A 25,520-nucleotide genomic window follows, 5' to 3' on the forward strand; every position below is an offset into this window, starting at 1 on the left:
TCCTTATGCAGGTCGGCCAGCAGCTCGTGCGCCAGCTTGGTCATGCGCACTTCGGTGTATCGCATGGCCGCGGCGTTGTCGCCGTCCACCGAACCGAAGTTACCCTGGCCGTCGACCAGCAAATAGCGCAGGGAGAATGGCTGGGCCATCCGCACGATGGTGTTGTATACCGCAGTGTCGCCGTGCGGGTGGTACTTACCGATCACGTCACCGACAACACGGGCGGATTTCTTGTATGGCTTGTTCCAGTCGTTACCGAGCTCGCTCATCGCGTAGAGCACGCGCCGGTGCACGGGCTTCAAGCCATCGCGCGCATCCGGCAGAGCCCGCCCGACAATTACGCTCATCGCGTAGTCGAGATAGGACTGTTTCAGCTCGTCTTCGATATTGACCGGGAGGATTTCTTTGGCCAGTTCACCCATGAGAAGCCTGATTCCTTTTTCTGGTGAAACTTCATTACATCCATATGGGACGAACGAAGCTCGCCGCTGCAGGCTGAGTGCCATGCACCGACTTACGACAAATCAACGAGTTATGCCATGGATCTGCGCAGTAAAGGCCGCCGCGTCGGGCAACCCTGGAAACCGCCGGATGTTATCACAAGAGCCGCCACGCACCTATCCCCCAGATGCGCATGGAGCATAGTTAGTTGACCGGTGACAGGCTTGAAGAGGACGTGAGGGGCTTAGAGCCGTATCAGATGAAGATTTGGCAACCAATTAGGCCTGTTTGCCGGTTTCGAGCCCCCTATCGCAAGCAGGCTCGCTCCCACAATGCCTTCCAGTGCGCCGACGATTGCGAACACACCTCTATTTACTGTGGGAGCGAGCCTGCTCGCGATAGCGGTCAGACAGACGCCAAAGCAATCAGTGCAGACGCTTGCGGCACATCAACTGCGCCATTTTCGCCGCATCCGGACGCTCGACAATGCCTTTTTCCGTGACGATGGCATCAATCAGGTCCGCCGGCGTCACATCGAACACCGGATTGAACGCATCGACCTCGGCGCCGACCCGCTTGCCGCTGACTTCCAGCAGTTCACGCCCGTCACGCTCTTCGATCGGAATGTCGTCACCACTGGCCAGATTCATGTCGATGGTCGAACTCGGCGCCACGACCATGAACCGCACGCCGTGGTGCATGGCATTGACTGCCAGTTGATAGGTGCCGATCTTGTTGGCTACATCGCCATTGGCCGTGATCCGGTCCGCCCCGACAATCACCCAGGTAATGCCCTTGGTTCTCATGATATGAGCGGCCGCAGAATCGGCGTTGAGGGTCACCGGAACCCCCTCGTTGGCAAGCTCCCAGGCCGTCAGCCGCGAGCCCTGCAACCACGGACGGGTTTCATCGGCGTAGACGCGCTCCACCATGCCTTCGATGAACGCGGCGCGAATCACCCCCAGCGCCGTACCGAAGCCGCCAGTGGCCAGCGCCCCCGTATTGCAATGCGTCAGGATCGCCTGGGCATTGCCCTGGTGCTTGCGGATCAGGTCCACGCCCAGTTGCGCCATGGTCAGGTTGGCCTCGCGATCACTTTCATGGATGGCGATCGCCTCGGCCTCCAGCGCTTCCACTGGATCGGCATTATCCTTCAAGCGATCCAGTCGATCGTGCATGCGACCCAGCGCCCAGAACAGATTGACCGCTGTCGGACGGGAGTCGGCAAGCAGTGCGAAGTCCTCTTCCAGCGCGGCGTACCAGTCACCTCCCTCGGCAATCCGGGCGCGGGCGGCCAACACAATGCCATAAGCGGCGCTGATACCGATCGCCGGGGCTCCGCGCACCACCATCGAGCGAATGGCCTCGGCCACGCCTGCCGCACTGGTGTAGGCGATCCAGGTTTCCTCGAACGGCAAAATACGCTGATCCAGCAGATACAGGGCGCCATCACGCCAATCGATGGCTTTCACCTTCTCCGCAGCCAACAGTCGATCGCGCATCCCACACCCCGCACTCATGAACAAAAGCCGCCGATTATAGCGATCCCCCCGCGAAGACGCTCGGGTATACTTCGCCATCTTTTACAAAAGCACTGGAACCGTCCCTCGATGCCGAACACTGCCGCTGCGCTCGACCTGTTATTGCTGCCGACCTGGCTGGTACCCGTCGAACCCGCTGGCGTCGTGCTCAAGGATCACGGCCTGGGCATCCGTGACGGGCGCATCGTTTTCATCGGCCCACGTTCCGCCGCACTGAAGCTTAATGCAAGCGAAGTACGCGAATTGCCCGACATGTTGCTCAGCCCTGGCCTGATCAATGCCCACGGGCATGCGGCGATGACCCTGTTCCGCGGCCTGGCGGATGATTTGCCACTGATGACCTGGCTGGAGAACCACATCTGGCCGGCCGAGGCCAAATGGGTCGACGAGGATTTTGTACGCGACGGTACGGATCTGGCCATCGCCGAGCAGATCAAAGGCGGCATCACCTGTTTTTCTGACATGTATTTCTTCCCGAAGGTTGCCAGCGAACGCGTGCACAACAGTGGTATTCGCGCGCAGATCGCGATTCCGATCCTCGACTTCCCGATCCCGGGCGCTGCAACCGCGGACGAAGCCATTCGTCAGGGCATCGAACTGTTTGGCGATTTGAAGCACCACGAGCGCATAAAAATCACCTTCGGCCCCCATGCGCCCTATACCGTTGGCGATGAAAACCTGGAAAAAATCCGGGTGATCGCCGAAGAGCTGGACGCTTCGATCCATATGCATGTGCATGAAACCGCCTTCGAAGTGCAGCAATCGGTCGAACAGCGCGGCGAACGCCCACTGGCCCGACTCGCCCGCCTGGGCATGCTGGGACCGCGCTTCCAGGCCGTTCACATGACCCAGATCAGCGATGAAGACCTGGCGTTGCTGGTAGAAAGCAATACCAGTGTCATTCATTGCCCTGAGTCGAACCTGAAGCTGGCCAGCGGTTTCTGCCCGGTAGAACGCTTGTGGCAGGCGGGTGTCAATGTCGCCGTCGGCACCGATGGCGCGGCCAGCAACAATGACCTGGACTTGCTCGGCGAAACCCGCACGGCCGCGCTGCTGGCCAAAGCCGTTGCTGGCTCCGCCACCGCCCTGGACGCCCATCGCGCCCTGCGTATGGCCACCCTCAACGGCGCCCGCGCCCTGGGAATCGATGCCGAAGTCGGCTCGCTCGAAGTCGGCAAAGCCGCCGACATCGTGGCCTTCGACCTGTCCGGCCTGGCCCGGCAACCCGTCTACGATCCGGTTTCGCAGCTTATCTATGCAACCGACAGGGACTGCGTGAAACACCTTTGGGTCGCCGGCAAGCAACTGCTCGACGATCGTCGCCTGACTCGCCTGGACGAACAACAGCTGATTTCCGCCGCCAAGGCCTGGGGCCAGCGCATCGGCGGCCACACCGAATAACGAGCCCCTGTGGGGCATCAGGACTTTTCAAGTTTTTCGAGGACTTAAACCATGAGCAACGTCGACTACGCCGAAATCGCCAAATTCGAAGCCCTGGCCCATCGCTGGTGGGACCGCGAAAGCGAGTTCAAACCCCTGCACGATATCAATCCGCTGCGGGTCAACTGGATTGACGAACGGGTCAACCTGGCCGGCAAGAAAGTCCTCGATGTCGGGTGCGGCGGCGGCATCCTCAGCGAGGCCATGGCCCAGCGTGGCGCCACCGTGACGGGTATCGACATGGGCGAAGCGCCTTTGGCGGTCGCTCAATTGCATCAGCTGGAATCCGGGGTGAACGTCGAATACCGGCAGATCACCGCCGAAGCACTGTCCGAAGAATTGCCCGGGCAGTTCGACGTTGTCACCTGCCTGGAAATGCTGGAACACGTGCCGGACCCCTCCTCGGTGATCCGCGCCTGCTTCCGCATGGTCAAGCCCGGCGGACAGGTGTTTTTCTCCACCATCAACCGCAACCCGAAGGCGTATCTGTTCGCCATCGTCGGCGCCGAATACATCATGAAGCTGCTGCCCCGCGGTACCCACGACTTCAAGAAGTTCATCCGTCCGTCCGAACTGGGTGCCTGGAGCCGTATGGCCGGCCTGACCGTCAAGGACATCATCGGCCTGACCTACAACCCGCTGACCAAGCACTACAAACTGGCGGCCGACGTGGACGTCAACTACATGATCCAGACCCTGCGCGAGGAGTAAGCCGATGCGTATCAGAGCAGTTCTTTTCGACATGGACGGCACCCTGCTCGACACCGCGCCGGACTTCATTGCCATTTGCCAGGCAATGCGTGCCGACCGCGGTTTGCCGCCGATGAATGACAAACACATCCGCGATGAAATCTCCGGTGGCGCCAAGGCAATGGTCGCCGTGACCTTTGCCATGGACCCCGAATCCCCGGGCTTCGAGGAACTGCGCCTGGAGTTCCTGGAGCGTTACCTCAAAGGTTGCGCCGTTCACAGCAAACTGTTCGACGGCATGGGGGAACTGCTGGCGGACATCGAGAAGGCCAATCTGGCCTGGGGCGTGGTCACCAACAAACCCGTGCGTTTCGCGGAGCCGATCATGCAGCAGCTCGGCCTGGCCGAGCGCTCGGCACTGCTGATCTGCCCCGACCACGTGAAGAACAGCAAACCCGACCCCGAGCCACTGATCCTTGCCTGCAAGATGCTGGACCTGGACCCGGCCAGCGTGCTGTTCGTGGGTGATGACCTGCGAGATATCGAATCGGGACGTGACGCCGGCACCAAAACCGCGGCCGTGACCTTCGGCTACATCCATCCGGACGACAACCCGCGGCACTGGGGCGCGGATGTGGTGATCGATCACCCTCTGGAATTGCGCAAAGTGCTCGATAACGCCCTCTGCGGCTGTTGAGCCGATCTGTTTTCTGTGGGAGCGCAGCTTGCAACGCCGAAGACGCTAACGGCGGCAAGCCGTGCTCCTGCAGGGGCCAATCCCTGAATTCGAGGTTTTTATGTTTGATTATTCCGCCCGCCCCGACCTGCTCAAGGACCGCGTCATTCTCGTCACCGGCGCCGGTCGCGGCATCGGCGCCGCCGCTGCCAAAACCTACGCGGCCCACGGCGCCACCGTGTTGCTGCTGGGCAAGACCGAAGCCAACCTGGCTCAGGTCTACGATGAAATCGAAGCCGCCGGTCATCCCCTGCCAGTGGTCATTCCATTCAACCTGGAAACCGCACTGCCTCATCAATACGATGAACTGGCGGCAATGATCGAAGGCGAATTCGGCCACCTCGACGGCTTGCTGCACAACGCCTCGATCATTGGCCCACGCACGCCGATCGAACAGCTTTCCGGCGAAAACTTCATGCGGGTGATGCAGGTCAACGTCAACGCCATGTTCATGCTTACCAGCACGCTGCTGCCCTTGCTCAAGCTGTCTCAGGACGCGTCGGTGGTATTCACGTCCAGCAGCGTCGGTCGCAAGGGGCGCGCGTATTGGGGAGCCTACGGCGTATCCAAGTTCGCCACCGAAGGCCTGATGCAGACCCTGGCGGACGAAGTCGACACCGTGGCGCCGGTACGCTCCAACAGTATCAACCCCGGTGCAACCCGAACCAGCATGCGTGCCCAGGCGTATCCAGGCGAAAACCCGCTGAACAATCCGACACCTGAAGAGATCATGCCGGTCTACCTGTACCTCATGGGTCCGGACAGCAGCGGCATCAACGGCCAGGCATTCAACGCTCAGTAGATACCGTACGTCGCTTTTGTGCCGTGCCAGCTTACTGTCACGGCACTTGGGGAATGTCGAATTCTCAGTCAATCAAATGTCGCGGAATCTGACCTCCCCATTTTCAACATAAATAATTCTTTGATTTATATACGTTTTTTAAACCACCCCTTGAATGGCACGACTTTCGCTGTGAAGTGGTCCAGACACACTGCGTGAAAACGAGCAGGGCGAGTTCGGGGTCGGCAGTCTCCTAATCTTGTACAAAGCAGATTAAACTTGTACGAATTGTCCTACGGGACTGACGGACCAGTATGACGCGCAGCCCAAAGCCGCTCTCACCCAGCTTGTAAGACAGCCTTACTGCTCAAGGGCGCATGCCATATGAAATCACCGTCCCAGACCAACGCAATTGACTTCGATAGCGCCAAATTGCAACGCCTGGGCTTTGGTCAGCAGCAACCAACTCTGGAAAGACCTGTCAGCCTTGCGCAATTGCGCCAGCAATTGAACATGCAGCTGCAAACCAGCCTTGAGCCACAACGCATCCTCGGACTGTTCTTCCACGAAATTCAGCGCCTCGTACCACTCGATGCATTGAGCTATGAGCACAAGAGCAGCGACTTGCGCCTGGAATTCGGTCAACGCGGCCACCATTCGATCAGTTACAGCCTCAGTCACGAAGGCGAACACCTGGGCGAACTGGTGTTTCGCCGCAACCAGCGCTTCAGTGAGCAGGAGCAGGGCAATCTGGAGTCGCTATTGGCTGCACTGCTCTACCCGATGCGCAACACCCTGCTCTACCGCGCCGCCACTCAAAGCGCACTGCGTGACCCGCTGACAGATACTGGTAACCGTATCGCCATGGACCAGACGCTGCTGCGAGAAATCGAACTGTCGCGACGCCACCTGCAGCCTTTGTCCCTGCTGATGCTGGATATCGATCACTTCAAGCAGATCAACGACAATTTCGGACACAGCGCCGGTGATGACGTGCTCAAGGCCGTTGCCGCCTCGATCAAACGTCAGTTGCGCAACGTGGACATGGTGTTTCGTTATGGTGGCGAGGAGTTTCTGATACTTCTGTCCAACACGAGCCGGGAAGCCGCTGCAATGATTGGTGAACGCCTGCGAATGGCGGCACAAGTCGAGGAGTATCTTGCCGATGGCCAGTCGATCGGGCTGACCGTAAGCCTGGGCTGCTCGACCTTGCTGCCCGGTGAGTCTGTCGAAAGCCTTTTGCGACGAGCCGATAACGCGCTCTATATCGCCAAGCGCGAGGGGCGCAACCGGCTCACGATGGCAGGTTGAGTTTTAGCCACACTACAAAACCGATGTGGGAGCGAGCCTGCTCGCGATGGGGTCGAATCAATCAACGAACATGTTGATGAGTCGATCTCATCGCGAGCAGGCTCGCTCCCACAGTTTATTGCAGGCTGCCTGTATCAGCTCTCCGCCAACTCCAGCCGCTCACGAGCCACCGGCGCTCTTTCAGCGTGCTCCAGTTGCATGCAGCGCTCCAGGAACAGGTACATGTAGTCGTAGCTCTTGCAAATCGCCTGGCGCAACTCCGTCTGCAGCGCCTTGCTCGGGTTCATCCCCGCCAGCGTGCAGATGATTTCAAGCGCTTCCCACGGGTGGGCATCGTCGTATTGTGCATGCATCTTCAACCACTTCATTGCACGCTTGCGATTTTCCTCAGGGAACGATGCTGCATACACGCCGCTGGAACAAACCACCGCCGACCATTCACCGGTTGCACCTTCAATGGCGTAGTTGGTGGCGGCAATGGCCACGATCAGCGAATCGGCGGAACTTGTGTGCCAGCACCAGTGACTCAGGGCATGAAGCTCCGGAGACACCTGCTGCGCCTGCAGATCCTCGAGACTGACACCGTGGGCCTGACTCCAGTTCAGCCAGTAGTCAGCGTGGTTCAATTCGACACGAATATTTCGCATCAGCCAGCGACGCGCCATGTCTTCGCCCGGATGACGGGCAAAACGGGTCTTGGTCAGGTTTTGTGCCATGTACAACGCGAACTGTTCGACCACCGGCCAGCCACCGATCAGGTACTGACGCATGGTCTTTGCACTGAGTTTGTTGTCACGCATGCGCTGATACAGTTCGTGTTCGACAACCCGGCGCTTGCTCTCGCTGCAATCCTGAATCAGGCGCTGGGCCCAGGCAGGATAACTGGCAGCTTCCATGAGTGGTCCGGTTCGGTTGAATGTGTCGATCACTGTCGGGCTCCTTTTGATTGTGATTGTCAGATCAACGCGAGACTTCAACGGAACGTGCCCGGAGCCTTGAACAACAGCGGCTGGGGCCTGGCAGGACGACTTTGCAAGCTGTCACAGGTAAACAGCTGAGGACGTTCAATGACATACCCTTGAGCGTAATCCACCCCGATCTCCAGCAATGCCTGCTCGATCTGAGGTGTCTCGACAAACTCGGCAATCGTACGCTTGCCCATGACATGTCCGATGTGATTGATCACCTCGACCATGGCGCGGTTAATCGGGTCGTCCAGCATATCCTTTACGAAACTCCCGTCGATCTTCAGGAAGTCTACAGGCAAATGTTTCAGGTAAGCGAATGAAGACATACCGGCGCAAAAATCATCCAACGAAAAAAGGCAACCCAAGCCTTTGAGTTCATTGATAAAACGAATTGCGCTGCCCAAATTGGAAATTGCGCTGGTTTCAGTGATTTCAAAACAAATCATTTCAGGCGGCACGGAATAAGCCACAAATTGTTCCCGCAGGAAGTCGAGAAACGCCTCGTCACCAATGGTTGTGCCTGACAGATTGATCGCACACATGGCCAGCGGCCCCTGACGGCGTTCAGCGTGACACTGGGCAATGATCTTGAAAACGTTCTCCACGACCCAACGGTCAAGGGACATCATCAACCCGTAACGCTCGGCGGCCGGAATGAAACTGTCCGGCAAGATCATCCGGCCGGCTTCATCATGCAAGCGCAACAGAATCTCGATATGCCCCCCGTCCTTTGCAGTACCGCCCAAAGGCGCGATTTCCTGGGCATACAGACAGAAGCGATCCTCCTCCAGCGCCATGTGCAAGCGCTGTACCCACGCCATTTCGCCGAAGCGCAGGGACAGCTCCGAATCGTCAGGATGATAGACCTGCACGCGGTTACGCCCCTTTTCCTTGGCCATGTAGCAGGCCATGTCGGCAGCACGCAGCGAGGCCTCCAGGGTCGTTGGATTTTGCGCGACATGAACCAGACCGATGCTCACCGTGGTCACGAATGGTCGGCCCTTCCAGACAAAATGCAGGTTTTGCACGGTCTGGCGCAGCGCTTCGGCGATTTTCTCCGCCGCATCCGGGGCGCAGTTCTCCAGCAAAATCCCGAACTCGTCGCCGCCCAGGCGGGCCAGGGTATCGCCTTCGCGCAACCCCGACTGCAACAAGGCGCAGATGTGCCGCAGCAACTCATCCCCTGCAGCATGCCCGCAGGTATCGTTGACCAGTTTGAACTGATCCAGATCGAGGAACATCAGGGCATGGCGCCCCGGATGCCGTGACAGGGTATGCAGCGCCATCTCCAGGCGGTACTCGAACTCGCGACGGTTGGCCAGGCCGGTCAGGGCGTCATGGGTGGCCTGCCAGGACAGGTTGGCGATGTATTGCCGCTCCTGGGTCATGTCGTGCAACACCAGCACCGTGCCGCTGACCTTGCCGGCATTGCGGATTGGCGCACCGACCAGCGTTACCGAGACGGTACTGCCATCCAGGCGCTGGATGAGTCTGGAATGCTCGCTGCCGCCGCTGAGTTGCCCGCTCAAAATGCGTTCGATCAGGGTAAAACCATCGGCCTGCGTATTCTCCTCCAGCAGATTGAACAGCGCCGCCAAAGGCAAACCCGTTGCCTGCTCGGACTTCCAGTGAGTCAAGGCTTCGGCGGCCGGATTCATGTAGGTGATGGCACCCTCCACATCGGTGGTGATCACTCCATCGCCAATCGATTGCAGGGTGATTTGCGCACGGTCCTTCTCCAACTGCAACGCGTCGGCAAACGCGTGACGCTGTTTGAGCAGCTTGTGCGTACGCATCAGCGCCAGGGCGATCAAACCCAGAGCGGTGGCGAGGTTGATCGCCAGCAACAGGCGAAGTATGACGCGCGACCCCTCACCCAAGGCATCGCTGAAGGCCTTTGCCGGCGGCGTCACTTCCTCATTGATTGCAAAAATCTGCTCCTTCCAGCGCAGGATATCGGCGCCGGTGGCCGGGCTGGCAGTAATGTGCCGGTGCATGTCCCGGGCAACATCATCGAGCTTGACCAGATACGCATCGCCCAGCGTCCAGAGGTCGATGGCTTTTTCCAGATAACTGAAGTGTCTGAAATTGAGGTAGAGCCAGATCAGGCTGGAAACATCATCCGGATGGTTGCCGCCCTTGAGGATCGCCGCACGCGCCGCTTCGATATCAGGTGGCTGAAGGTCCAGCGCCACGCGCAACTCATGGCCGCCCTGGGGCACGGCAATCGCACTCTGATACTTGTGGAAAATCGCCTCGTCACCGCTGTCGGCATAGAGGTTGAGGTAATAGATGGCGTCTTTCTGGCCCTTTGACCACAGGCTTTCGCCGCCGACATAGCCACGCACGGCCGACAGCACGTAAAGGCTGACACCCCCCAACAAGGCTTGAAATAACACAACGGCGATAAATGGCCAGACGATGCCCAACAACCGTGGCGTTCCGAGAGTCCGCGTTTGATTCATGTGGTCCCTTGCAATAGCACTGCTTGATCGTCATCCGGACGAATTCGCTATGGGTAGCCTAGGGGGCGTTGCAGGTCCCGGCAAGTAACGAATAAAAACGCACGTCAGTCCTTACGCCATACACATGTACCGCACGGACTCTCTTGCAGGCCGTTGTAATCGGTAGCACCCCGGTCAAGTACCGCAGGGAACCGACCGAAACCTGACAAGAGATGCCACATCATGCACACACCGCTTTCAAATGAAACGCCAAGCGTCCCGGACACCTCCAGGCCTGACACCGCCCAGGTGCATCAGGGTCAACTTCAGGACTATGAACTGTTGTTATCCACGTTGAAGGAGAAGGTGACTTCCCTGGCTCTATTTTCACAGACATTGATCAGGCCTCACCCCTCTTCACCTTTGGGGCAGGAAAACGCAATCGGCCAGGTCGCGTTACGATCGCTGATCGAAGATCCGGATTTCAAAGGGTTGTGCCTGGACAACGGCGTCTCTGCGAACAATCTGATCGTCACTCTGGAAGATGGGAACTTTGTGTATGAAACGTCAGATGCCGATGGAGCCAACAGGACCAGACTGTCGTTGCAAGGAAACTCGATATGGCAGGAACTGCGAATCGTCATCGAAAAATCTGTCGCCTGGATGGGCGGACAAATTCGCCATGACGGCCTGGTTTCAGTCCCGAGATTCGCCACCTTCCATGGCATGGCACCTTGGAATCCGACTGTCGCCGCCGAACATCAGACCGCCATCGAAATCCTTGAAGACATTCATGCAAGCTACCAATTGGGGTTGGAAGAAGACTTCAACCTGCTTGATCTGATCTCCAGCCCTTTCGAAGCAGCCGGACAACATTTTTTCCATGGCGATCAATCAGACGAATCCCGGGATGAACTGAATCGCCAATTCATGACGGGCGAAATCAAAAAAGTCATTCAAAGGGTATTGCCAGAAGAAATTGCATCTCCACTGTCCCATCTGGCCAATGACATTCTTTCTTCGGCATCGCTTGAGAGCGTCCGCATCCAGCCAGCTGTCTTCCTGCAAAAAATACTGCAAAGCGACGAAGCGCAGGAGTTGGGTGATACGTTGCTATCTGCGCTGGACTGGTACGGCACAAAACGTGGAGAAGAAACCGCGCCGAACATCCGCACCAAAGTAGTCGCCAACGCACTGCAGATCTGGTTTACGTCACAAGTCATTGAGTATCCCGACAGAATCGCCGGGTACGACCTGCAATCCCGCTTGAACTGGGGAAAGAGCTACAAAGCCATTTGGACCGATTTCGAGCAGCACTTGCAGGCTTCAAAACGAGCGGCGTCGGAAGCTGAAGCCATTGTCATGGCGAGATTATTCCTTTGCCGGTTCCCAACCGAATTCCAGATTCGCGATATCCCCGAAGAGCTGCCTTACAGAGGCACGGTGGCCTGGGTCAATTTTGTGAATGGCGTAAACCTCGTTCATGCGATCTCCTCCCGGGCGCTAAGCGGCTATAGGTTTGAGCGGTTAATTAACTTGCCACTGAAAATCAGCGAGACAGCATCGCAAGACCAGCTTTACGGAGTAGCACTTGCACGACTGCGACCGACGATGGAATGGGCGACAAGCCAGAACATTATTCCTGAAAAGCCATTTGAAGAATACACACAGGCTCAGATTGATATTGCCGTGTCAGAACTGGACAAATGCACCCGCGAACTGACCGATACCCCCGCAGAACTTGACAAGTTACCGCCCGAACGCCTGGCCCTCGCAAAAGCTGTTATCGAAGATATTCCCCCGAAACTTTCTGATAAAAACAGCCTCTTCAACAACTTTTCCTGGAACGACCATGAACTGGCACTTTTCACCCAAGATCGTTATTGGGAGAGAGTGCGCTATTGCATTGATGACATCGTGGCGGAAAACAAACTTGGGAACAACGAACACTGGGTCGTATTCAAAAAAGGCACCAACACCGAAAATTTCGCTTTATTCATCGATGAGCATCGAAACCTTCATGTCGAAACGCGTAATACATGCAATGCATACGGAGTCATTCCCGATATCAAGAAACTGTTTGAAAAAAAATTCGGCGACTACATGGCTTCACTGACTTCTGCCTATGAAACGCTGATACGTCATCTTCTGTCCTCACTGACCTATTCCGACCGCGAGGCCCTTGAACGCGGCACACTCAAAATTTACACATTGAGGAGAAAGAGTGATGAATTATCCCCCCTGCAAAATAATCAAAAAAATGTCCTTCCACTTCGCGCCCGCAATGGCTTGCTTTTGACAACAAGGTATAACGGGATTGTCAGAACCTTTGAGCTGCTGCCAAGAGCCGCCGTTATACGCCGCATCAACAACCTGGATCCAGGTCAATTCGGCGGCGTTCTCAAAACGGAGACAAGAGGCATAGGGCTGGCTCAGTATCTCGCCAAATTCCTCGATCATCAGATGTTACCTTTTGACTGGAAGGCTCATTCAACGGGTAGCCTCCCCACAAATGCAGCCCGTTGCGAGGCAATCATCGAGCAACTGGGCGACTCATTCCATGCACCTGCCACCGTTCCCGAGGATGCCGACGACCTCGTTCTGACACTGAGTTCAAAACGGTGCAAGGAAATCAGTCATTTCATCGCTACCCATTTATTGTTCATTGACCCGGAAGCACTTCGCGAGTCGGCTTATGGCCAGACAAAATTTGACCGCGAAACTTCTTCCCGGAAAAAAATTCAAGACTTTTTCACATCGCTCGTACCCATCTGGGGTGCTATCGACAACATGACCTCCAATGATTTGGAACGTAAGGTGAACGGTGCATTCGGTCTGGGAATGGATGTCGCACTCTTCATCGCGCCGATAGGAAAACTTGTCTCGGGCTCGGTGAAACTGCTGCGCAATACAGGTCAACTGACGGTAGGTGCACGACTGATTGCGTTTTCGACGCTGGTCAAAGACGTGACAATCCTGGCTCTGCAATCACTCAATCCACTGTTGCTGTTCCAGGCATTGGGAAGCGTCGCGCTAAAGTTGGGAAAGTCAGGCATTTTCAGAATCAAAGCCACCGCTGGCATGGCCGGCGACTACAACTTCGTCAAAAGCGTTCCACGAATAAACAACGCAGGCCGCTGGAAACCTTTGTCGACCAGCGATCAACTGGCCACGGTCAGGGGTGTGGACGATGTCCATGTGCGCACCGCCCTTCCCTTGCGTTCCGGGTTTTACCTGATTGATCCGCGGTCCTACCGCCCATTCGGACCTCGCCTGCTGACTTCATCGGGTGAAGTCTCCCAGGGGCGTTCCAACTACAGCATCGTGAAAAGAAACGAAGAACTGGCTTTTGTCGAAGTCCCTGGTCAGACGCGGTCTCGACAGGTTCTGGAAATCGACGGCCGCACAACCGTATTCATAGACGACGTGCCCTATCGTATAGATCGCAACGCACTGCGCCGCTTCGACCTGATCGATGATAGCAAGCAATGGACACCAATACCTTGCCGACCACGAAGGGTGCCCGGTCACTCGGGGGAGTGTCGTGTCAGCTATGTGGCCGGCAATGAACCCGCCCCCACGCCACCAATCGACACAATCGACAAAAAAAAGGGCTACGCCCCCTGGTTTGGCGACAGGGTATCCGAACCTGCCCCACTCCGGGGACACGAGGGGGAGTTTCTAGCGCTCGACAACCAGCTCTATCGCATCACTAACGATAAGCCGACGCTCTTTACCGGCAACCTTGCAATGCTCGGCTTTAAAAGGGGCAAGCTGATTCCAAGGCAACAGACCCGCGCGATATTGCAGTTTCGCAAAGGCATTTTTGCTCGAGTCAATGTCAAGGGGACCTACGACGGGATTGATGACTCCCACCGGGTCGGTGCCATTTTGGTGCCCGCAATCGACGACTCAGCGCAATACGCTTTTTTCAGGGTCAATACCCGCGAGTATTACCTGGCGACAATCCCCAAAGGGCAGACACCCGGAAAGGAACTGACATTCCATCGCATACCGCCGGACCAGATGGCCGAAGGAACGCTCGGAGCAGAATTACTGGTGGTGTATGAAGGCGGCTTGATGGCTAACAACAACGCGCGTATTCACAAACTTGAAGACATCGAACGCGCCATGAAAACCATGGAGGAAATTGCCCTGCCACTCGGTGTTCCGAGCGATCCCCCAATCACGATGAAATGGTTGAAACTGGACACCAGCCCTGGAGAAGCGTTGATGTACGATCATCGAACCCGAATGATTATCGCGCAGAAACAAGAAGGCGCGACTGCCTGGACCCGTAGCAAGGACGCTTCCCAGGCATTTCGGGAGAGGACAGCGGAAATATTCGATACCCTCTTCCTTTCGCCAGTCATCAATCCGGCGAATGCAGGCGCCTCACTGCGTATCGACAGCACCATGCAAAAACTGCAAACCCTGTTGCCCAGGTATGAGCGCCCGCTCAACGCGAGGAACATTGCCTATGCCGACGTTACCACCACCAATGGCAAACGGGAGATCTATGTCAGCGTATCGGGGGCACAAGGCTCCACCACCCGCCTACCGCTGTTCCGACATCTGGGCGCAAATCACGTGCGGATCGGCGACACAACCTACATCAACATCGACTACAACCAGTCCTTTCCCCGGACTTCGCTGGATCTGACAAACGACGATCATCTGCTGGCCGTGCCGCTGACCATCAAGAATATCGGCACGTATCATCCCTCGATGGCGGTACGCCCCACTTCACTGGACAGCGAAAGCAAACTGATTCGTGTGCTGCGCGAGAAATACCCCGACCCCAATGAACTTCGCTCAGTCGACATCGCGACCACCATGCGACCCTGCGAGTCATGTTCCATGGTCATGAAAGAGTTCGGTCATACGGGCGGGGCAGACGCCTTGAGGGTGCTGTGGCAGTGACTCAGTGCTGCTGCAAATGCCCATACAACTTGGCGTACAACCCACCCTCGGCAATCAACTGCTGATGGTCGCCATCCTCGGCAATTTGCCCGCCGTCGAACACCAGCACCCGGTCGGCCTGTTTCACCGCCGATAACCGGTGGGCAATGATCAGCGTGGTGCGGTGGCTCAGGAACCGCGCCAACGCCTGATGCAGGTTGTATTCGGTGGCGGCGTCGAGTGCCGAGGTGGCTTCGTCGAGGATCACCACTTTCGGCTCGGCCAATACCATCCGGGCAATCGCCAGGCGTTGCCGCTGCCCACCGGACAGGCGCACACCGGAGCGGCCGACAATGCTGTCCAGGCCATTGGGCAGCTCGGCAATGGTGGCGTGCAACTGGGCGATCTCCAGGGCCCGCCAACAATCGTCATCGCTGCGGCTGCGCCCCATGGTCAGGTTGGCGCGCACGGTATCGTTGAACAGCGCCGGGTGTTGCAGGACTACGGCAACGTTCTCCCGCACGGTTTCCAGGCCGATGTCCTGCTGAGTCGAACCACCGAAACGAATGGTCCCGGCCTGCGGTGTGTACAGCCCCAGCAGCAACTGCACCAATGTGCTCTTGCCACCGCCGCTGGCACCGACAATCGCGACCTTTTCACCGGGGGCGATGGACAGGTTCATCTGGTTCAACACCAACTCGTCGCCATAGCCGAAACTCAGGCCCTGAACCTCGATACCGACGGTTTCACGTCCATTGAACGGATCGACACCATTGGGATACTCCGGCTCGTCGGCACGCGACAGCAGTTCGTTGATGCGCGACAGCGCCCCACTGGCGGCGTAATAGGCATATTGCAGATTCAACAGCTGTTCTACCGGACCGATCATGAACCACAGGTAGCTGAACACCGCGAGCATCTGGCCGACGGACAGGTCGGAGAACAGCACGGTCAGCATCGCCGCCGCCCTGAAAATATCGATACCGAACTGGAACAGCAGGCCACTGGCACGGTTCGACGCGTCGGTCTTCCACTGCGAATTGACTGCATAGTTGCGCACTTCCTGGGCCCGCAAACCCAGCCGCCCAAGGAAATACCCCTGACGGTTGCCGGCGCGAACTTCCTGGATCGCGTCGAGCGTTTCAGTCAGGGCCTGGGTGAAGCGCGAAGTGCTGTCATTCTCGAGTTTCTTCAGGTGTTTGACCCGTTTGCCCAACTGCACCGTGGCGTAGATCACCAAGGGGTTGAACAGCAGGATCAGCAATGCCAGCTTCCAGTGCATCCACACCAGGATCCCTGCGGTGCCGACCAGCGTCAGCATGGCCACCAGGAATCGGCTGAGGGTTTCGCCGACAAACTTGTCCAGGGTATCGAGGTCGGTCACCAGGTGCGTGGTCACCGTGCCACTGCCCAGGCTTTCATACTCACCCAGGGAAATGCGCTTGAGCCGGTCGATCAAGCGGATGCGAATGCGGTACACGATGTCCTTGGCCAGGGCGGCGAACAAGCGCGCCTGGACCACGTTGAACAACAAGGCCGCGCACCGCAGGATCAGCGTCACCAGCAGCATCAGGCCGATGTAACCCGCTGCCTTTTGCCAGAACGCAGGCAACACGAGGTTCATGATCTTCAGCGCGGCGTCACCGTGCCCCAGCAGCACTTCGTCCACCAGCAGCGGCAGGAGCAGCGGAATCGGCACGCTGCACAGGGTCGCCAGAACGGCGACACCGTTGGCGATCCACAGGGATTTCTTGTGATGAAGGGCCAGGCGGCGGATTTCCGCCCAGCTCAGGCGGTCGACACGTTTGACGGTTGCAACGTCGTCGGGCATGTCATGCACAGGCAGCGCGCTCCAGCCAGCGGCCGAGTAGCGCAGACAAGACATTGAGCGGCTGATAGCCATTGGTCAGCAGTGCCAATTGCCCGTTCCGCTCTGCGAGCAGGGTCGGGAAACCGGCGATACCCAGATCCTGCACCCAGGTGAAATCGGCAGCGGTTGCGCTGTGCATGTCGGCGCGATCGAACGCGGCAGCGAACTCGATACGCGGCAAGCCGGCCTTTTCGGCCAGTTCGACCAGCACACTGGCGTGAGTGACGTCGCGACCTTCTGCATAAAAGGCATGTTGAATCAGGCCGAGCAGTTTCCAGGCACAGTCCGGCGCCAGGCTGCGCGCGGTGACCAGCGCGCGACAGGCAGGCTCCGTGTCATAGACAAATCCCTCGGGCAATGCACCCTCCAGTTTGAACGGCTGGCCGGTGGCCTCGGTGACTGCCTGCCAGTGTTCAAGAATGTAACGCCGGGTGGCCGGTTCAAGTGCTGCACCACTGCCGGTACGCAAACCACCCACCACCAGGTGCACATCCACGCCGGCGGCCGCCGCCTGCTCGACCAATGCGTTTGCAACCGGAGCAAAGCCCCAGCACCAGGAACACATCGGATCCATCACATAGAGCAGGCGTGCAGACATGGTTCAGGCCTCGGTGGATGCTTGCTTGTAGTTGTAGCCGATCGGGTGAGGCATGTTGCGAGCTTTTGCCAGTTCGATCTGTTTTTGCCGGTCGATGGCGCTGCGACGGGTTTTCTCGCTCAGCGTGTCCCAGCAATGCGGGCAACTGATGCCGGCCACGTAATGTTCGGAGGCGCGATCCTCGACGCTCACCGGAGTGCGGCAGGCATGACATTGATCGTAGTCGCCTTCGCTCAAGTCGTGACGCACCGTCACACGGTTATCGAACACGAAACAGTCGCCCTGCCATTTGGTTTCGTCCTGCGGCACTTCTTCGAGGTACTTCAGGATGCCGCCCTTGAGGTGATAAACCTCCTCGAAGCCTTCACCCAGCATGTAGCTTGAGGCCTTCTCGCAACGAATGCCGCCGGTGCAGAACATTGCGACCTTCTTGTGCACGGCCGGATCGAAGTTGGCTTTGATGTAGTCGGGAAATTCGCGAAAACTCGTGGTTTTCGGGTCGATCGCACCTTCGAACGTGCCAATCGACACCTCGTAGTCGTTACGGGTATCGATCAACAGTACTTCGGGATCGCTGATCAGCGCGTTCCAATCCTGAGGGTCGACATAGGTACCGACTTTTTTGTTCGGGTCCACGCCTTCGACGCCGAGGGTGACGATTTCTTTCTTGAGCTTGACCTTGGTGCGGTAGAACGGCTGCTCGTCGCAGTACGACTCCTTGTGGTCGACATCGTGCAGGCGAGAATCGTTCTTCAACCAGGCCAACAGCCCGTCGATGCCTTCGCGGCTACCGGACACGGTACCGTTGATGCCTTCTTCGGCGATCAGCAGCGTGCCTTTGATGCCGTTGTCGACCATTGCCTGGAGCAGTGGCTCGCGCAGGCTGACGTAATCCTCGAGGGTGACGAACTTATACAGTGCCGCCACGACAATCTGTTGTGTCATGGGTAAATCTCCAGGTGGCTACCCTCGCAAAGGGTGAACCGGATGCGAAAAAAAACGCGCCGGGTGAGCGGCGCGTTTCGCATTCTAACAAAAATGAAGGACCACGGCTTGCTGGAGATGACGTACTCAAGATCGCCTTCGCCGGCAAGCCGTGCTCCTACAAGTGTCGATTTCAGTGCTTGCTGCCACCGGCGCAGGTCGGCGAGGCCGGAGCCGCGTCGATCTGTGCCCATTCCTCAGGCGTATAGGTGTGCAGTGCCAACGCATGAAATTCGCCCATCAACTCGCCCAGCGTGGCATAGACTTTCTGATGGCGCTTGACGCGATTGAGCCCGGCGAACTGATCGCTGACGACCACGGCCTTGTAGTGGGTCTGCAAGCCGCGGCTGTGCATGTGGCTTTCATCCAGCACCTCAAGATGCTGGGGCTGCAGCAGAGCCAGCGTCGATTCGATGCGTTGTTGCATGGTCATACCCAACTCCGCTTAAGGCTTTTTCTTGGCTGGTGCGGCTGCGTCTTTCGGCGTCAGCTCGGCGGTCATGTCCGCCAGCAGCTTGTTGACCACGGGCACCGCGCTCTCAAGCTTGGCTTGAGTCATCTGGGCCGATTGCTGAGTCAGCTGCGGCATTTTTTCCATGACTTTCTTGCCCAAAGGCGACTGGTAGAACGCAACCAGGTCCTTGAGCTCGGATTCGGTGAAGTTGGTGGTGTAGAGCTTGACCATGTCCGGCTTCAGCTTGTTCCAGCCGATGGCCTGGTCCAGAGCGGCGTTGGCCTTGGCCTGGTAGGTTTCCAGCACGGCTTTTTTCGAATCCGGCGCTTTGGTTTGTTCGAAGCGCTGGGCGAACATCTGCTGGACTTGCATGTACACCGGAGTGCCCAATTTGTCAGCATGCGCCAGGGTCAGGAAAGCTTCGGCGCTGGCATTGTGGCTGGCAGTATCGGCAAAAACCTGGCCGCTGGCACAAACCAGTGCAACCGCGGTACAGATGGCACGAAGACGAGTCATCGAGTTTCCTTTTCTAGCAGGCGAGGTAAAACCCCAAGGGCGACCATTCTGCGCCTAAAAAAGTGTGTCACTCAACCCCAAGCCTTGTCGTGCCTGAATTAGAGGGGTTGAATGAAGAGAATCCAGACTGATGGAACCCCGGCCGTCGATCTCGGCCTAAACTGCGCAATCAGACCTGAAGGAGTGTGACCGATGAGCCGTATCGAAACCGACAGCCTGGGCCAGGTTGAAGTCCCGGACGACGCCTACTGGGGCGCTCAGACACAACGCTCGCTGGTTAACTTCGCCATAGGCAACGAACGCATGCCACTGGCGGTATTGCACGCCCTGGCACTGATCAAGAAGGCCGCCGCCCGGGTCAATGACCGCAATGGTGATCTGCCGGCCGATATTGCCCGGTTGATCGAACAAGCGGCCGATGAAGTGCTCGAAGGCACGCATGACGATCAGTTTCCACTGGTGGTCTGGCAGACCGGCAGCGGTACGCAGAGCAACATGAACGTCAACGAAGTGATTGCCGGTCGCGCCAACGAACTGGCCGGCAACCCGCGCGGTGGCAAGTCACCCGTCCATCCCAACGATCATGTCAATCGCTCCCAGAGCTCCAACGACTGTTTCCCTACCGCCATGCACATCGCCGCCGCCCAGGCGGTACAACAGCATTTGTTGCCGGCGATCGGCGAATTGTCCGGTGGACTGGCCGAGCTGTCTGCGCGCCACATGAAGCTGGTCAAGACCGGACGCACCCACATGATGGACGCAACGCCCATTACCTTTGGCCAGGAGATCTCGGCGTTCATTTCGCAACTCGATTACGCCGAACGCGCCATCCGCAGCGCCCTGCCGGCGGTCTGTGAACTGGCCCAGGGCGGTACGGCGGTCGGCACCGGCCTGAACTCGCCCCACGGTTTCGCAGAAGCCATCGCGGCAGAACTGGCTGCGCTTTCCGGCCTGCCATTTATCACTGCGCCGAACAAATTCGCTGCCCTGGCCGGCCACGAGCCGCTGACCACGCTATCGGGCGCACTGAAAACGCTTGCCGTGACCCTGATGAAAATCGCCAACGACTTGCGCCTGCTGGGTTCCGGACCACGGGCCGGTTTGGCCGAGGTGAAACTGCCGGCCAACGAACCTGGCAGCTCGATCATGCCCGGCAAGGTCAACCCGACCCAATGCGAAGCACTGTCGATGCTGGCCTGTCAGGTGCTGGGCAATGATGTGGCCATCGGTTTCGCCGCGAGCCAGGGGCATTTGCAGCTGAACGTGTTCAAACCGGTGATCATTCATAACCTGCTGCAATCGATCCGCCTGCTGGGTGACGGTTGCAGCAACTTCCAGCAGCATTGCATCGCCGGCCTGGAACCGGACGCCACACGAATGGCTGAACATCTGGAACGTGGCTTGATGCTGGTGACGGCGCTCAATCCGCACATCGGCTACGACAAATCGGCGGAAATCGCGAAAAAGGCTTACAGCGAAGGGCTGACCTTGCGCGAAGCGGCGCTGCAATTGGGGTATCTGACCGACGAGCAGTTCGACGCCTGGGTCAGACCCGAAAACATGCTGGAGGCTGGGGCCAAGGGCTGAATTCTGTAGCACCTGGCAGTCAGTCTTCGCGGGCAAGCCTCGCTCCTACAGGTCTAAACGAAAACCTGTAGGAGCGAGGCTTGCCCGCGAAGAACGATGATGCGATTAACCTGCCGCCATCCTGATCTTGCGCGCCTTGAGCCCGGCAATCAACGAAGGCCCGAGTGCCACCAGCGCCGATCCCAGCACCACCAGCACCGCCCCGCCATATGCCAGGCCATTGATGGTTTCGGCATGCACAAACTCCGGCCACAACCACGCCGCCAGGGCAACGGCGCCAAATGTCACCAGCGGCGTGATCGCCAACGTTGCACTGACCCGCGAGGCTTCCCAATGGGCCAGGGCTTCGGCAAATGCGCCATAGGCGATCAGGGTGTTCATGCAGCACGCCAGCAACAGCCAACCTTGCAAGGGGGTCAGTTGCAGCGCTTCGAGCGGGTGCACCCACGGCGTCAGCAGCAGCCCGCAAAACAGGTAGATCACCATCATGACCTGCAACGAATTCCACACCGTCAGCAATTGCTTCTGCCCCAGTGCATAGAACGTCCAGACGGTCGACGCCAACAACACCAGCAACACGCCGGCGGTGTAGTCGGTCAGGGACGTGAGCAGTTCACTCAGGCGTTGATTGAAAAACAGCGCGAAGCCGATCAACAGCACCAGCAGGCCAATGCCCTGCCCCAGGCTGAAGCGCTCCTTGAATACAAAGACACTGGCGATCAGCAACATGATCGGCCCCATCTGCACCACCAGTTGCGCGGTGCCCGGGCTGAGCAGGTTCAGCCCCATCAGGTACAGCACGTAGTTGCCCACCAGGCCCAGTACCGCCATCAGTACCAGCCAGCCGCCACGCGGTCCGAGTACTTTGCGGCTGGGAAGGCGTCTGGTTGCCGCCAGATAAACGAACAGACAGCCACCGGACACCATCAGACGGAACCAGGTGACTGTGACCGGGTCCATCACCAGCAATACCTGCTTGAGCTTGATCGGCAGGATTCCCCACAGCAGCGCGGTCAGCAGGGCCAGGAACAGACCGTAAACCCAGCGCCCCGATGAAATGTGCATGCGAACCCCGATAGCCAATGTCTGGAATCGACATTCTAGGCCCACAGGTGCAGGGCACACAGGGACAGTTTGCGTCTGGCCGTAAATGAAACTGTGCAGGTCGCACCCGCAATCCCGTTGCCCTCATCGCGAGCAGGCTCGCTCCCACAGGATTTGTGGCATACACAGCATTTGTGATCGCCGCTGATCTCTGTGGGAGCGAGCCTGCTCGCGATGGCTACCTGACCGGCAACGAGGACCGCGCGGTTTAACGCACCGCCTCAAACAATCCGGTCGCCCCCATCCCGCCCCCCACGCACATGGTGACAATGCCGTATCGCAGGTTGCGTCGCTGCAACTCGCGAACGATATGCCCGACCTGACGCGAACCGGTCATGCCGAACGGGTGGCCGATGGCAATCGAACCGCCATTGACGTTGTACTTGTCGTTGTCGATTTCCAGGCGATTACGCGCATACAGGCACTGCGAAGCGAACGCTTCATTGAGTTCCCACAAGTCGATGTCGCCAATCTGCAAGCCCTTGGCCTTGAGCAGCTTCGGCACGGAAAATACCGGCCCGATGCCCATTTCATCCGGCTCACACCCCGCCACGGTGAACCCGCGGAAAAACGCCTTGGGCGTCAAACCCAGCGCCAGGGCTTTTTCCAGGCTCATAACCAGGGTCATCGAGGCACCGTCGGACAGCTGCGAAGAGTTGCCGGCCGTGACCGAACCGTCCTCGGCGAAGACCGGTTTCAATCCCGCCAGGCTGTCCAGGGTGGTGTCGGGTCGGTTGCAATCGTCGCGATCGACAATGCCGTCGAGCACTTGCACCTGACCGGTCGCCTTGTCTTCGACACGATACTTCACGGCCATCGGCACGATTTCGTCATCGAACAGCCCCGCCGCCTGTGCCAGAGCCGTACGCTGCTGGCTCTGCAGGGCATACAGATCCTGTTCCTCGCGGCTGACGCTGTAGCGACGGGCAACGATTTCCGCCGTCTGACCCATGGGAAAGTAGATGCCCGGCACCTGCTCCTTGAGCAGCGGATTGATCAGGTTGTCCGTGTTGACGCTCTTCATGGTCAGGCTGATCGACTCGACGCCACCGGCGACGATGATGTCGCTGCAACCGGAAGCGATCTGGTTGGCGGCGATGGCGATGGCCTGCAAACCCGACGAACAGAAACGGTTGAGCGTCATGCCGGCCGTGCCGATGCCCAGGCGCGACAATACCGCGACATTGCGACCGATGTTGTAGCCCTGGGCACCTTCATTGGAGCCGGCACCAACGATGCAATCCTCGACACTGGCCGGATCGATGCCGGTGCGCTCCAACAACGCGTTGACACAGTGCGCAGCCATGTCGTCCGGACGAGTCTGATTGAATTTGCCGCGAAAGGATTTGGCCAGGCCAGTCCGCACGCCGTCGACGATCACCACTTCACGCATGGCATACCTCATTGTTGTTGTCGGTAGTAAGTGGACCGAGCATAAGTCCACGCAATTACCGACCGCGACAATCATTCACCCCGCGTATGCGTAACCATCGTTTCACCGCTTGTCTTTCTTCTCCTTGCGTGCGCGCTTGTCGGATCGCTCGAAGGCTTTCTCAAGCGCCTGATTGATCGTGCGCAATACCTTGACCCGCGCCCAGCGCTTGTCATTGGCCTCCACCAGGGTCCAGGGCGAGATTTCAGTGCTGGTGCGATCGACCATGTCACCGACGGCCGTGCGGTAATCATCCCATCTGTCGCGGTTGCGCCAGTCGTCCTCGGTGATCTTGAAGCGCTTGAAGGGTATTTCTTCCCGCGCCTGGAAGCGCTCCAGTTGCGTCTGCTTGTCGATGGACAGCCAGAACTTCACCACGACCACGCCGGCATCGGTGATCTGCTCTTCGAAATCGTTGATTTCACCATAGGCGCGCAGCCAGTCCGCCGGGCTGCAGAATCCCTCGACGCGCTCCACCAGCACGCGGCCATACCAGGAGCGATCGAATACGGTGAATTTCCCTCGGGCCGGTATGCGCCGCCAGAAACGCCACAGATACGGCTGCGCACGCTCATCTTCGCTGGGTGCGGCAATCGGCACGATGCTGTACTGGCGCGGGTCGAGCGCTGCGGCGACCCGCCGAATCGCACCGCCCTTGCCCGCCGCATCGTTGCCTTCGAAGACCGCCACCAGTGCATGGCGACGCATGCGCTTGTCGCGCATCAACCCGGAAAACCGCGCCTGCTCGGTAATCAACTGCTCTTCGTAATCCTCCTTGGTCAAACTCAAGGTCAGGTCGAGGCTGTCGAGCAGGTTCAGTTGATCGACGCTGGGTAAAACGGGAGCAGCGCTGACTTTTTCCGGGTGGATTTTCGGCCGTTTCAGGGCCGCCTGCAGGCCTTCGAGCAACAGCTTGCCCACCACAAGGCTGCGATAGTGCGCGTCCATTCCGGCGATCACATGCCAGGGCGCATAGTCGCGGCTGGTACGACGCAAAACGCGCTCGCCGTATTTCACGAAGTGGTCGTAGGTTTGCGATTGTTGCCAGTCCAGCGGGCTGATGCGCCAGCTGTGCAGAGGGTCGTCCGCCAGCGCCTTGAGACGCGCCTTCATTTGCTTTTTGGAGAGGTGAAACCAGAACTTGAAAATCAGCGCGCCTTCATCGCACAACATCTTTTCCAGCCGTTCGGCAGCGTTAATGCTTTGATCGAATCGAGGATCCTTGATCACGCCATGAACCCGCGCCTGCAGCATCTGGCTGTACCAGTTACCGAAAAAAATCCCCATGCGCCCCTTGGCCGGCAGCATCCGCCAATAACGCCACGCCGGAGGCCGAGCCAGCTCTTCATCGGTTTGCTGATCAAAGGTGCGCACTTCAATCAGGCGCGGGTCCATCCACTCATTGAGCAACTTGACGGTCTCACCCTTGCCGGCGCCTTCGATGCCGTTGATCAGGATGATGACCGGAAACCGGCCCTGCTGCTGCAGTTCGAATTGTGCTTCGAGCAAGGCTTCACGCAGGGCTGGAACTTCGGCGTCGTAGGTGTCTTTGTCGATAACGTGGTCGATTTCAGCGGATTCGAACATGGATGGCTCCCTTCCAGATGTGAGCAAGACTAGCGGATAGACATCCCCCACGGGGGAGAAATCCGATTTTCGCTGCCGGCTCCCCCCTCGACGTTGCCATGGATCAAGCACCCCGCCCGCGATCGGCTAGAATG

The 25,520-nt window shown here is 58.2% G+C and carries 19 protein-coding genes; 7 read left to right on the plus strand and 12 right to left on the minus strand.

Going from position 1 to position 25,520, the window contains the following annotated elements:
- Together ACQKP2_RS18520 and mtnA are read right to left on the minus strand one after the other, a co-directional pair.
- Nucleotides 1-422: DNA gyrase subunit A (locus tag ACQKP2_RS18520; protein WP_427578470.1), on the minus strand; the 422-nt coding region annotated here is incomplete at its 3' end.
- A 444-nt stretch (nucleotides 423-866) separates the two neighbouring features.
- Nucleotides 867-1,943 carry an S-methyl-5-thioribose-1-phosphate isomerase gene (mtnA, locus tag ACQKP2_RS18525; RefSeq protein WP_427578471.1) on the minus strand — a complete coding sequence of 359 codons (1,077 nt, stop codon included), beginning with the start codon at nucleotides 1,941-1,943 and terminating at the stop codon, nucleotides 867-869.
- Between the two features lie 108 nt (nucleotides 1,944-2,051).
- On the opposite strand from mtnA, the gene ACQKP2_RS18530 reads away from it, so the two are divergent.
- The 5 genes from ACQKP2_RS18530 to ACQKP2_RS18550 all read left to right on the plus strand — a co-directional run bounded on the left by ACQKP2_RS18530 (nucleotide 2,052) and on the right by ACQKP2_RS18550 (nucleotide 6,940).
- On the plus strand, nucleotides 2,052-3,383 hold the full coding sequence (locus ACQKP2_RS18530) for a TRZ/ATZ family hydrolase (protein WP_427578472.1): 1,332 nt from the start codon (nucleotides 2,052-2,054) through the stop codon (nucleotides 3,381-3,383).
- Between the two features lie 51 nt (nucleotides 3,384-3,434).
- Nucleotides 3,435-4,133 carry a bifunctional 2-polyprenyl-6-hydroxyphenol methylase/3-demethylubiquinol 3-O-methyltransferase UbiG gene (gene ubiG, locus ACQKP2_RS18535; RefSeq protein WP_427578473.1) on the plus strand — a complete coding sequence of 233 codons (699 nt, stop codon included), beginning with the start codon at nucleotides 3,435-3,437 and terminating at the stop codon, nucleotides 4,131-4,133.
- A gap of 4 nt (nucleotides 4,134-4,137) precedes the next feature.
- Nucleotides 4,138-4,809, plus strand: coding sequence for an N-acetylmuramic acid 6-phosphate phosphatase MupP (mupP, locus tag ACQKP2_RS18540; RefSeq protein ID WP_427578475.1), 672 nt, complete (start codon nucleotides 4,138-4,140; stop codon nucleotides 4,807-4,809).
- Nucleotides 4,810-4,909: 100 nt separating this feature from the next.
- On the plus strand, nucleotides 4,910-5,650 hold the full coding sequence (locus ACQKP2_RS18545; RefSeq protein WP_427578476.1) for a YciK family oxidoreductase: 741 nt from the start codon (nucleotides 4,910-4,912) through the stop codon (nucleotides 5,648-5,650).
- A gap of 363 nt (nucleotides 5,651-6,013) precedes the next feature.
- Nucleotides 6,014-6,940, plus strand: coding sequence for a GGDEF domain-containing protein (locus ACQKP2_RS18550; RefSeq protein WP_427578477.1), 927 nt, complete (start codon nucleotides 6,014-6,016; stop codon nucleotides 6,938-6,940).
- A 134-nt stretch (nucleotides 6,941-7,074) separates the two neighbouring features.
- On the opposite strand, the gene ACQKP2_RS18555 is transcribed toward ACQKP2_RS18550, so the two are convergent.
- Together ACQKP2_RS18555 and ACQKP2_RS18560 are read right to left on the minus strand one after the other, a co-directional pair.
- Entirely contained in the window at nucleotides 7,075-7,836 is a 762-nt protein-coding gene (locus ACQKP2_RS18555) for a TenA family transcriptional regulator (protein WP_427578510.1), read from the minus strand.
- 77 nt (nucleotides 7,837-7,913) lie between these two features.
- Entirely contained in the window at nucleotides 7,914-10,373 is a 2,460-nt protein-coding gene (locus tag ACQKP2_RS18560; RefSeq protein WP_427578478.1) for an EAL domain-containing protein, read from the minus strand.
- A gap of 222 nt (nucleotides 10,374-10,595) precedes the next feature.
- On the opposite strand from ACQKP2_RS18560, the gene ACQKP2_RS18565 reads away from it, so the two are divergent.
- Nucleotides 10,596-15,275, plus strand: a complete 4,680-nt coding sequence (locus ACQKP2_RS18565; protein ID WP_427578479.1) for a hypothetical protein — start codon at nucleotides 10,596-10,598, stop codon at nucleotides 15,273-15,275.
- Nucleotide 15,276: 1 nt separating this feature from the next.
- Here the strand turns inward: ACQKP2_RS18565 and ACQKP2_RS18570 are convergent, their stop codons facing one another.
- The 5 genes from ACQKP2_RS18570 to ACQKP2_RS18590 all read right to left on the minus strand — a co-directional run bounded on the left by ACQKP2_RS18570 (nucleotide 15,277) and on the right by ACQKP2_RS18590 (nucleotide 19,676).
- The gene (locus ACQKP2_RS18570) at nucleotides 15,277-17,085 is read right to left on the minus strand and encodes an ABC transporter ATP-binding protein (protein WP_427578480.1); all 1,809 of its coding nucleotides are present in this window, start codon (nucleotides 17,083-17,085) and stop codon (nucleotides 15,277-15,279) included.
- A 1-nt stretch (nucleotide 17,086) separates the two neighbouring features.
- Nucleotides 17,087-17,689 (minus strand): DsbA family protein, encoded by a 603-nt coding sequence (locus tag ACQKP2_RS18575; protein WP_427578511.1) that lies wholly within the window; start codon nucleotides 17,687-17,689, stop codon nucleotides 17,087-17,089.
- Between the two features lie 36 nt (nucleotides 17,690-17,725).
- The gene (locus tag ACQKP2_RS18580) at nucleotides 17,726-18,667 is read right to left on the minus strand and encodes a rhodanese-related sulfurtransferase (protein ID WP_427578481.1); all 942 of its coding nucleotides are present in this window, start codon (nucleotides 18,665-18,667) and stop codon (nucleotides 17,726-17,728) included.
- 172 nt (nucleotides 18,668-18,839) lie between these two features.
- Nucleotides 18,840-19,139 (minus strand): BolA family protein, encoded by a 300-nt coding sequence (locus ACQKP2_RS18585; protein ID WP_427578483.1) that lies wholly within the window; start codon nucleotides 19,137-19,139, stop codon nucleotides 18,840-18,842.
- A 12-nt stretch (nucleotides 19,140-19,151) separates the two neighbouring features.
- Nucleotides 19,152-19,676: a DUF2059 domain-containing protein gene (locus ACQKP2_RS18590; protein WP_427578484.1), complete on the minus strand. Its 525-nt coding sequence runs from the start codon at nucleotides 19,674-19,676 to the stop codon at nucleotides 19,152-19,154.
- Between the two features lie 192 nt (nucleotides 19,677-19,868).
- Between ACQKP2_RS18590 and ACQKP2_RS18595 the strand changes: the two genes are divergently transcribed.
- A complete protein-coding gene (locus ACQKP2_RS18595; protein WP_427578486.1) occupies nucleotides 19,869-21,263 on the plus strand; it encodes a class II fumarate hydratase in 1,395 nt (464 codons plus the stop codon).
- A gap of 105 nt (nucleotides 21,264-21,368) precedes the next feature.
- On the opposite strand, the gene ACQKP2_RS18600 is transcribed toward ACQKP2_RS18595, so the two are convergent.
- The 3 genes from ACQKP2_RS18600 to pap form a co-directional block, all read right to left on the minus strand.
- Nucleotides 21,369-22,328, minus strand: coding sequence for a DMT family transporter (locus ACQKP2_RS18600; protein ID WP_427578487.1), 960 nt, complete (start codon nucleotides 22,326-22,328; stop codon nucleotides 21,369-21,371).
- Between the two features lie 247 nt (nucleotides 22,329-22,575).
- Complete coding sequence (locus tag ACQKP2_RS18605) at nucleotides 22,576-23,760, minus strand: thiolase family protein (RefSeq protein WP_427578488.1); 1,185 nt, start codon at nucleotides 23,758-23,760, stop codon at nucleotides 22,576-22,578.
- A gap of 102 nt (nucleotides 23,761-23,862) precedes the next feature.
- A complete protein-coding gene (gene pap, locus ACQKP2_RS18610) occupies nucleotides 23,863-25,386 on the minus strand; it encodes a polyphosphate:AMP phosphotransferase (RefSeq protein WP_427578489.1) in 1,524 nt (507 codons plus the stop codon).
- Nucleotides 25,387-25,520 lie beyond the last annotated feature (134 nt).

Source organism: Pseudomonas sp. NPDC089569 (genome assembly GCF_050280625.1).
Lineage (GTDB): Bacteria > Pseudomonadota > Gammaproteobacteria > Pseudomonadales > Pseudomonadaceae > Aquipseudomonas.

Bases quoted from the DNA above. Each gene is read 5' to 3' on its own strand.
- mtnA (WP_427578471.1), bottom strand. From the start codon at position 1,943: ATGCGCGATCGACTGTTGGCTGCGGAGAAGGTGAAAGCCATCGATTGG.
- ACQKP2_RS18530 (WP_427578472.1), top strand. From the start codon at position 2,052: ATGCCGAACACTGCCGCTGCGCTCGACCTGTTATTGCTGCCGACCTGG.
- ubiG (WP_427578473.1), top strand. From the start codon at position 3,435: ATGAGCAACGTCGACTACGCCGAAATCGCCAAATTCGAAGCCCTGGCC.
- mupP (WP_427578475.1), top strand. From the start codon at position 4,138: ATGCGTATCAGAGCAGTTCTTTTCGACATGGACGGCACCCTGCTCGAC.
- ACQKP2_RS18545 (WP_427578476.1), top strand. From the start codon at position 4,910: ATGTTTGATTATTCCGCCCGCCCCGACCTGCTCAAGGACCGCGTCATT.
- ACQKP2_RS18550 (WP_427578477.1), top strand. From the start codon at position 6,014: ATGAAATCACCGTCCCAGACCAACGCAATTGACTTCGATAGCGCCAAA.
- ACQKP2_RS18555 (WP_427578510.1), bottom strand. From the start codon at position 7,836: ATGGAAGCTGCCAGTTATCCTGCCTGGGCCCAGCGCCTGATTCAGGAT.
- ACQKP2_RS18560 (WP_427578478.1), bottom strand. From the start codon at position 10,373: ATGAATCAAACGCGGACTCTCGGAACGCCACGGTTGTTGGGCATCGTC.
- ACQKP2_RS18565 (WP_427578479.1), top strand. From the start codon at position 10,596: ATGCACACACCGCTTTCAAATGAAACGCCAAGCGTCCCGGACACCTCC.
- ACQKP2_RS18570 (WP_427578480.1), bottom strand. From the start codon at position 17,085: ATGCCCGACGACGTTGCAACCGTCAAACGTGTCGACCGCCTGAGCTGG.
- ACQKP2_RS18575 (WP_427578511.1), bottom strand. From the start codon at position 17,689: ATGTGTTCCTGGTGCTGGGGCTTTGCTCCGGTTGCAAACGCATTGGTC.
- ACQKP2_RS18580 (WP_427578481.1), bottom strand. From the start codon at position 18,667: ATGACACAACAGATTGTCGTGGCGGCACTGTATAAGTTCGTCACCCTC.
- ACQKP2_RS18585 (WP_427578483.1), bottom strand. From the start codon at position 19,139: ATGACCATGCAACAACGCATCGAATCGACGCTGGCTCTGCTGCAGCCC.
- ACQKP2_RS18590 (WP_427578484.1), bottom strand. From the start codon at position 19,676: ATGACTCGTCTTCGTGCCATCTGTACCGCGGTTGCACTGGTTTGTGCC.
- ACQKP2_RS18595 (WP_427578486.1), top strand. From the start codon at position 19,869: ATGAGCCGTATCGAAACCGACAGCCTGGGCCAGGTTGAAGTCCCGGAC.
- ACQKP2_RS18600 (WP_427578487.1), bottom strand. From the start codon at position 22,328: ATGCACATTTCATCGGGGCGCTGGGTTTACGGTCTGTTCCTGGCCCTG.
- ACQKP2_RS18605 (WP_427578488.1), bottom strand. From the start codon at position 23,760: ATGCGTGAAGTGGTGATCGTCGACGGCGTGCGGACTGGCCTGGCCAAA.
- pap (WP_427578489.1), bottom strand. From the start codon at position 25,386: ATGTTCGAATCCGCTGAAATCGACCACGTTATCGACAAAGACACCTAC.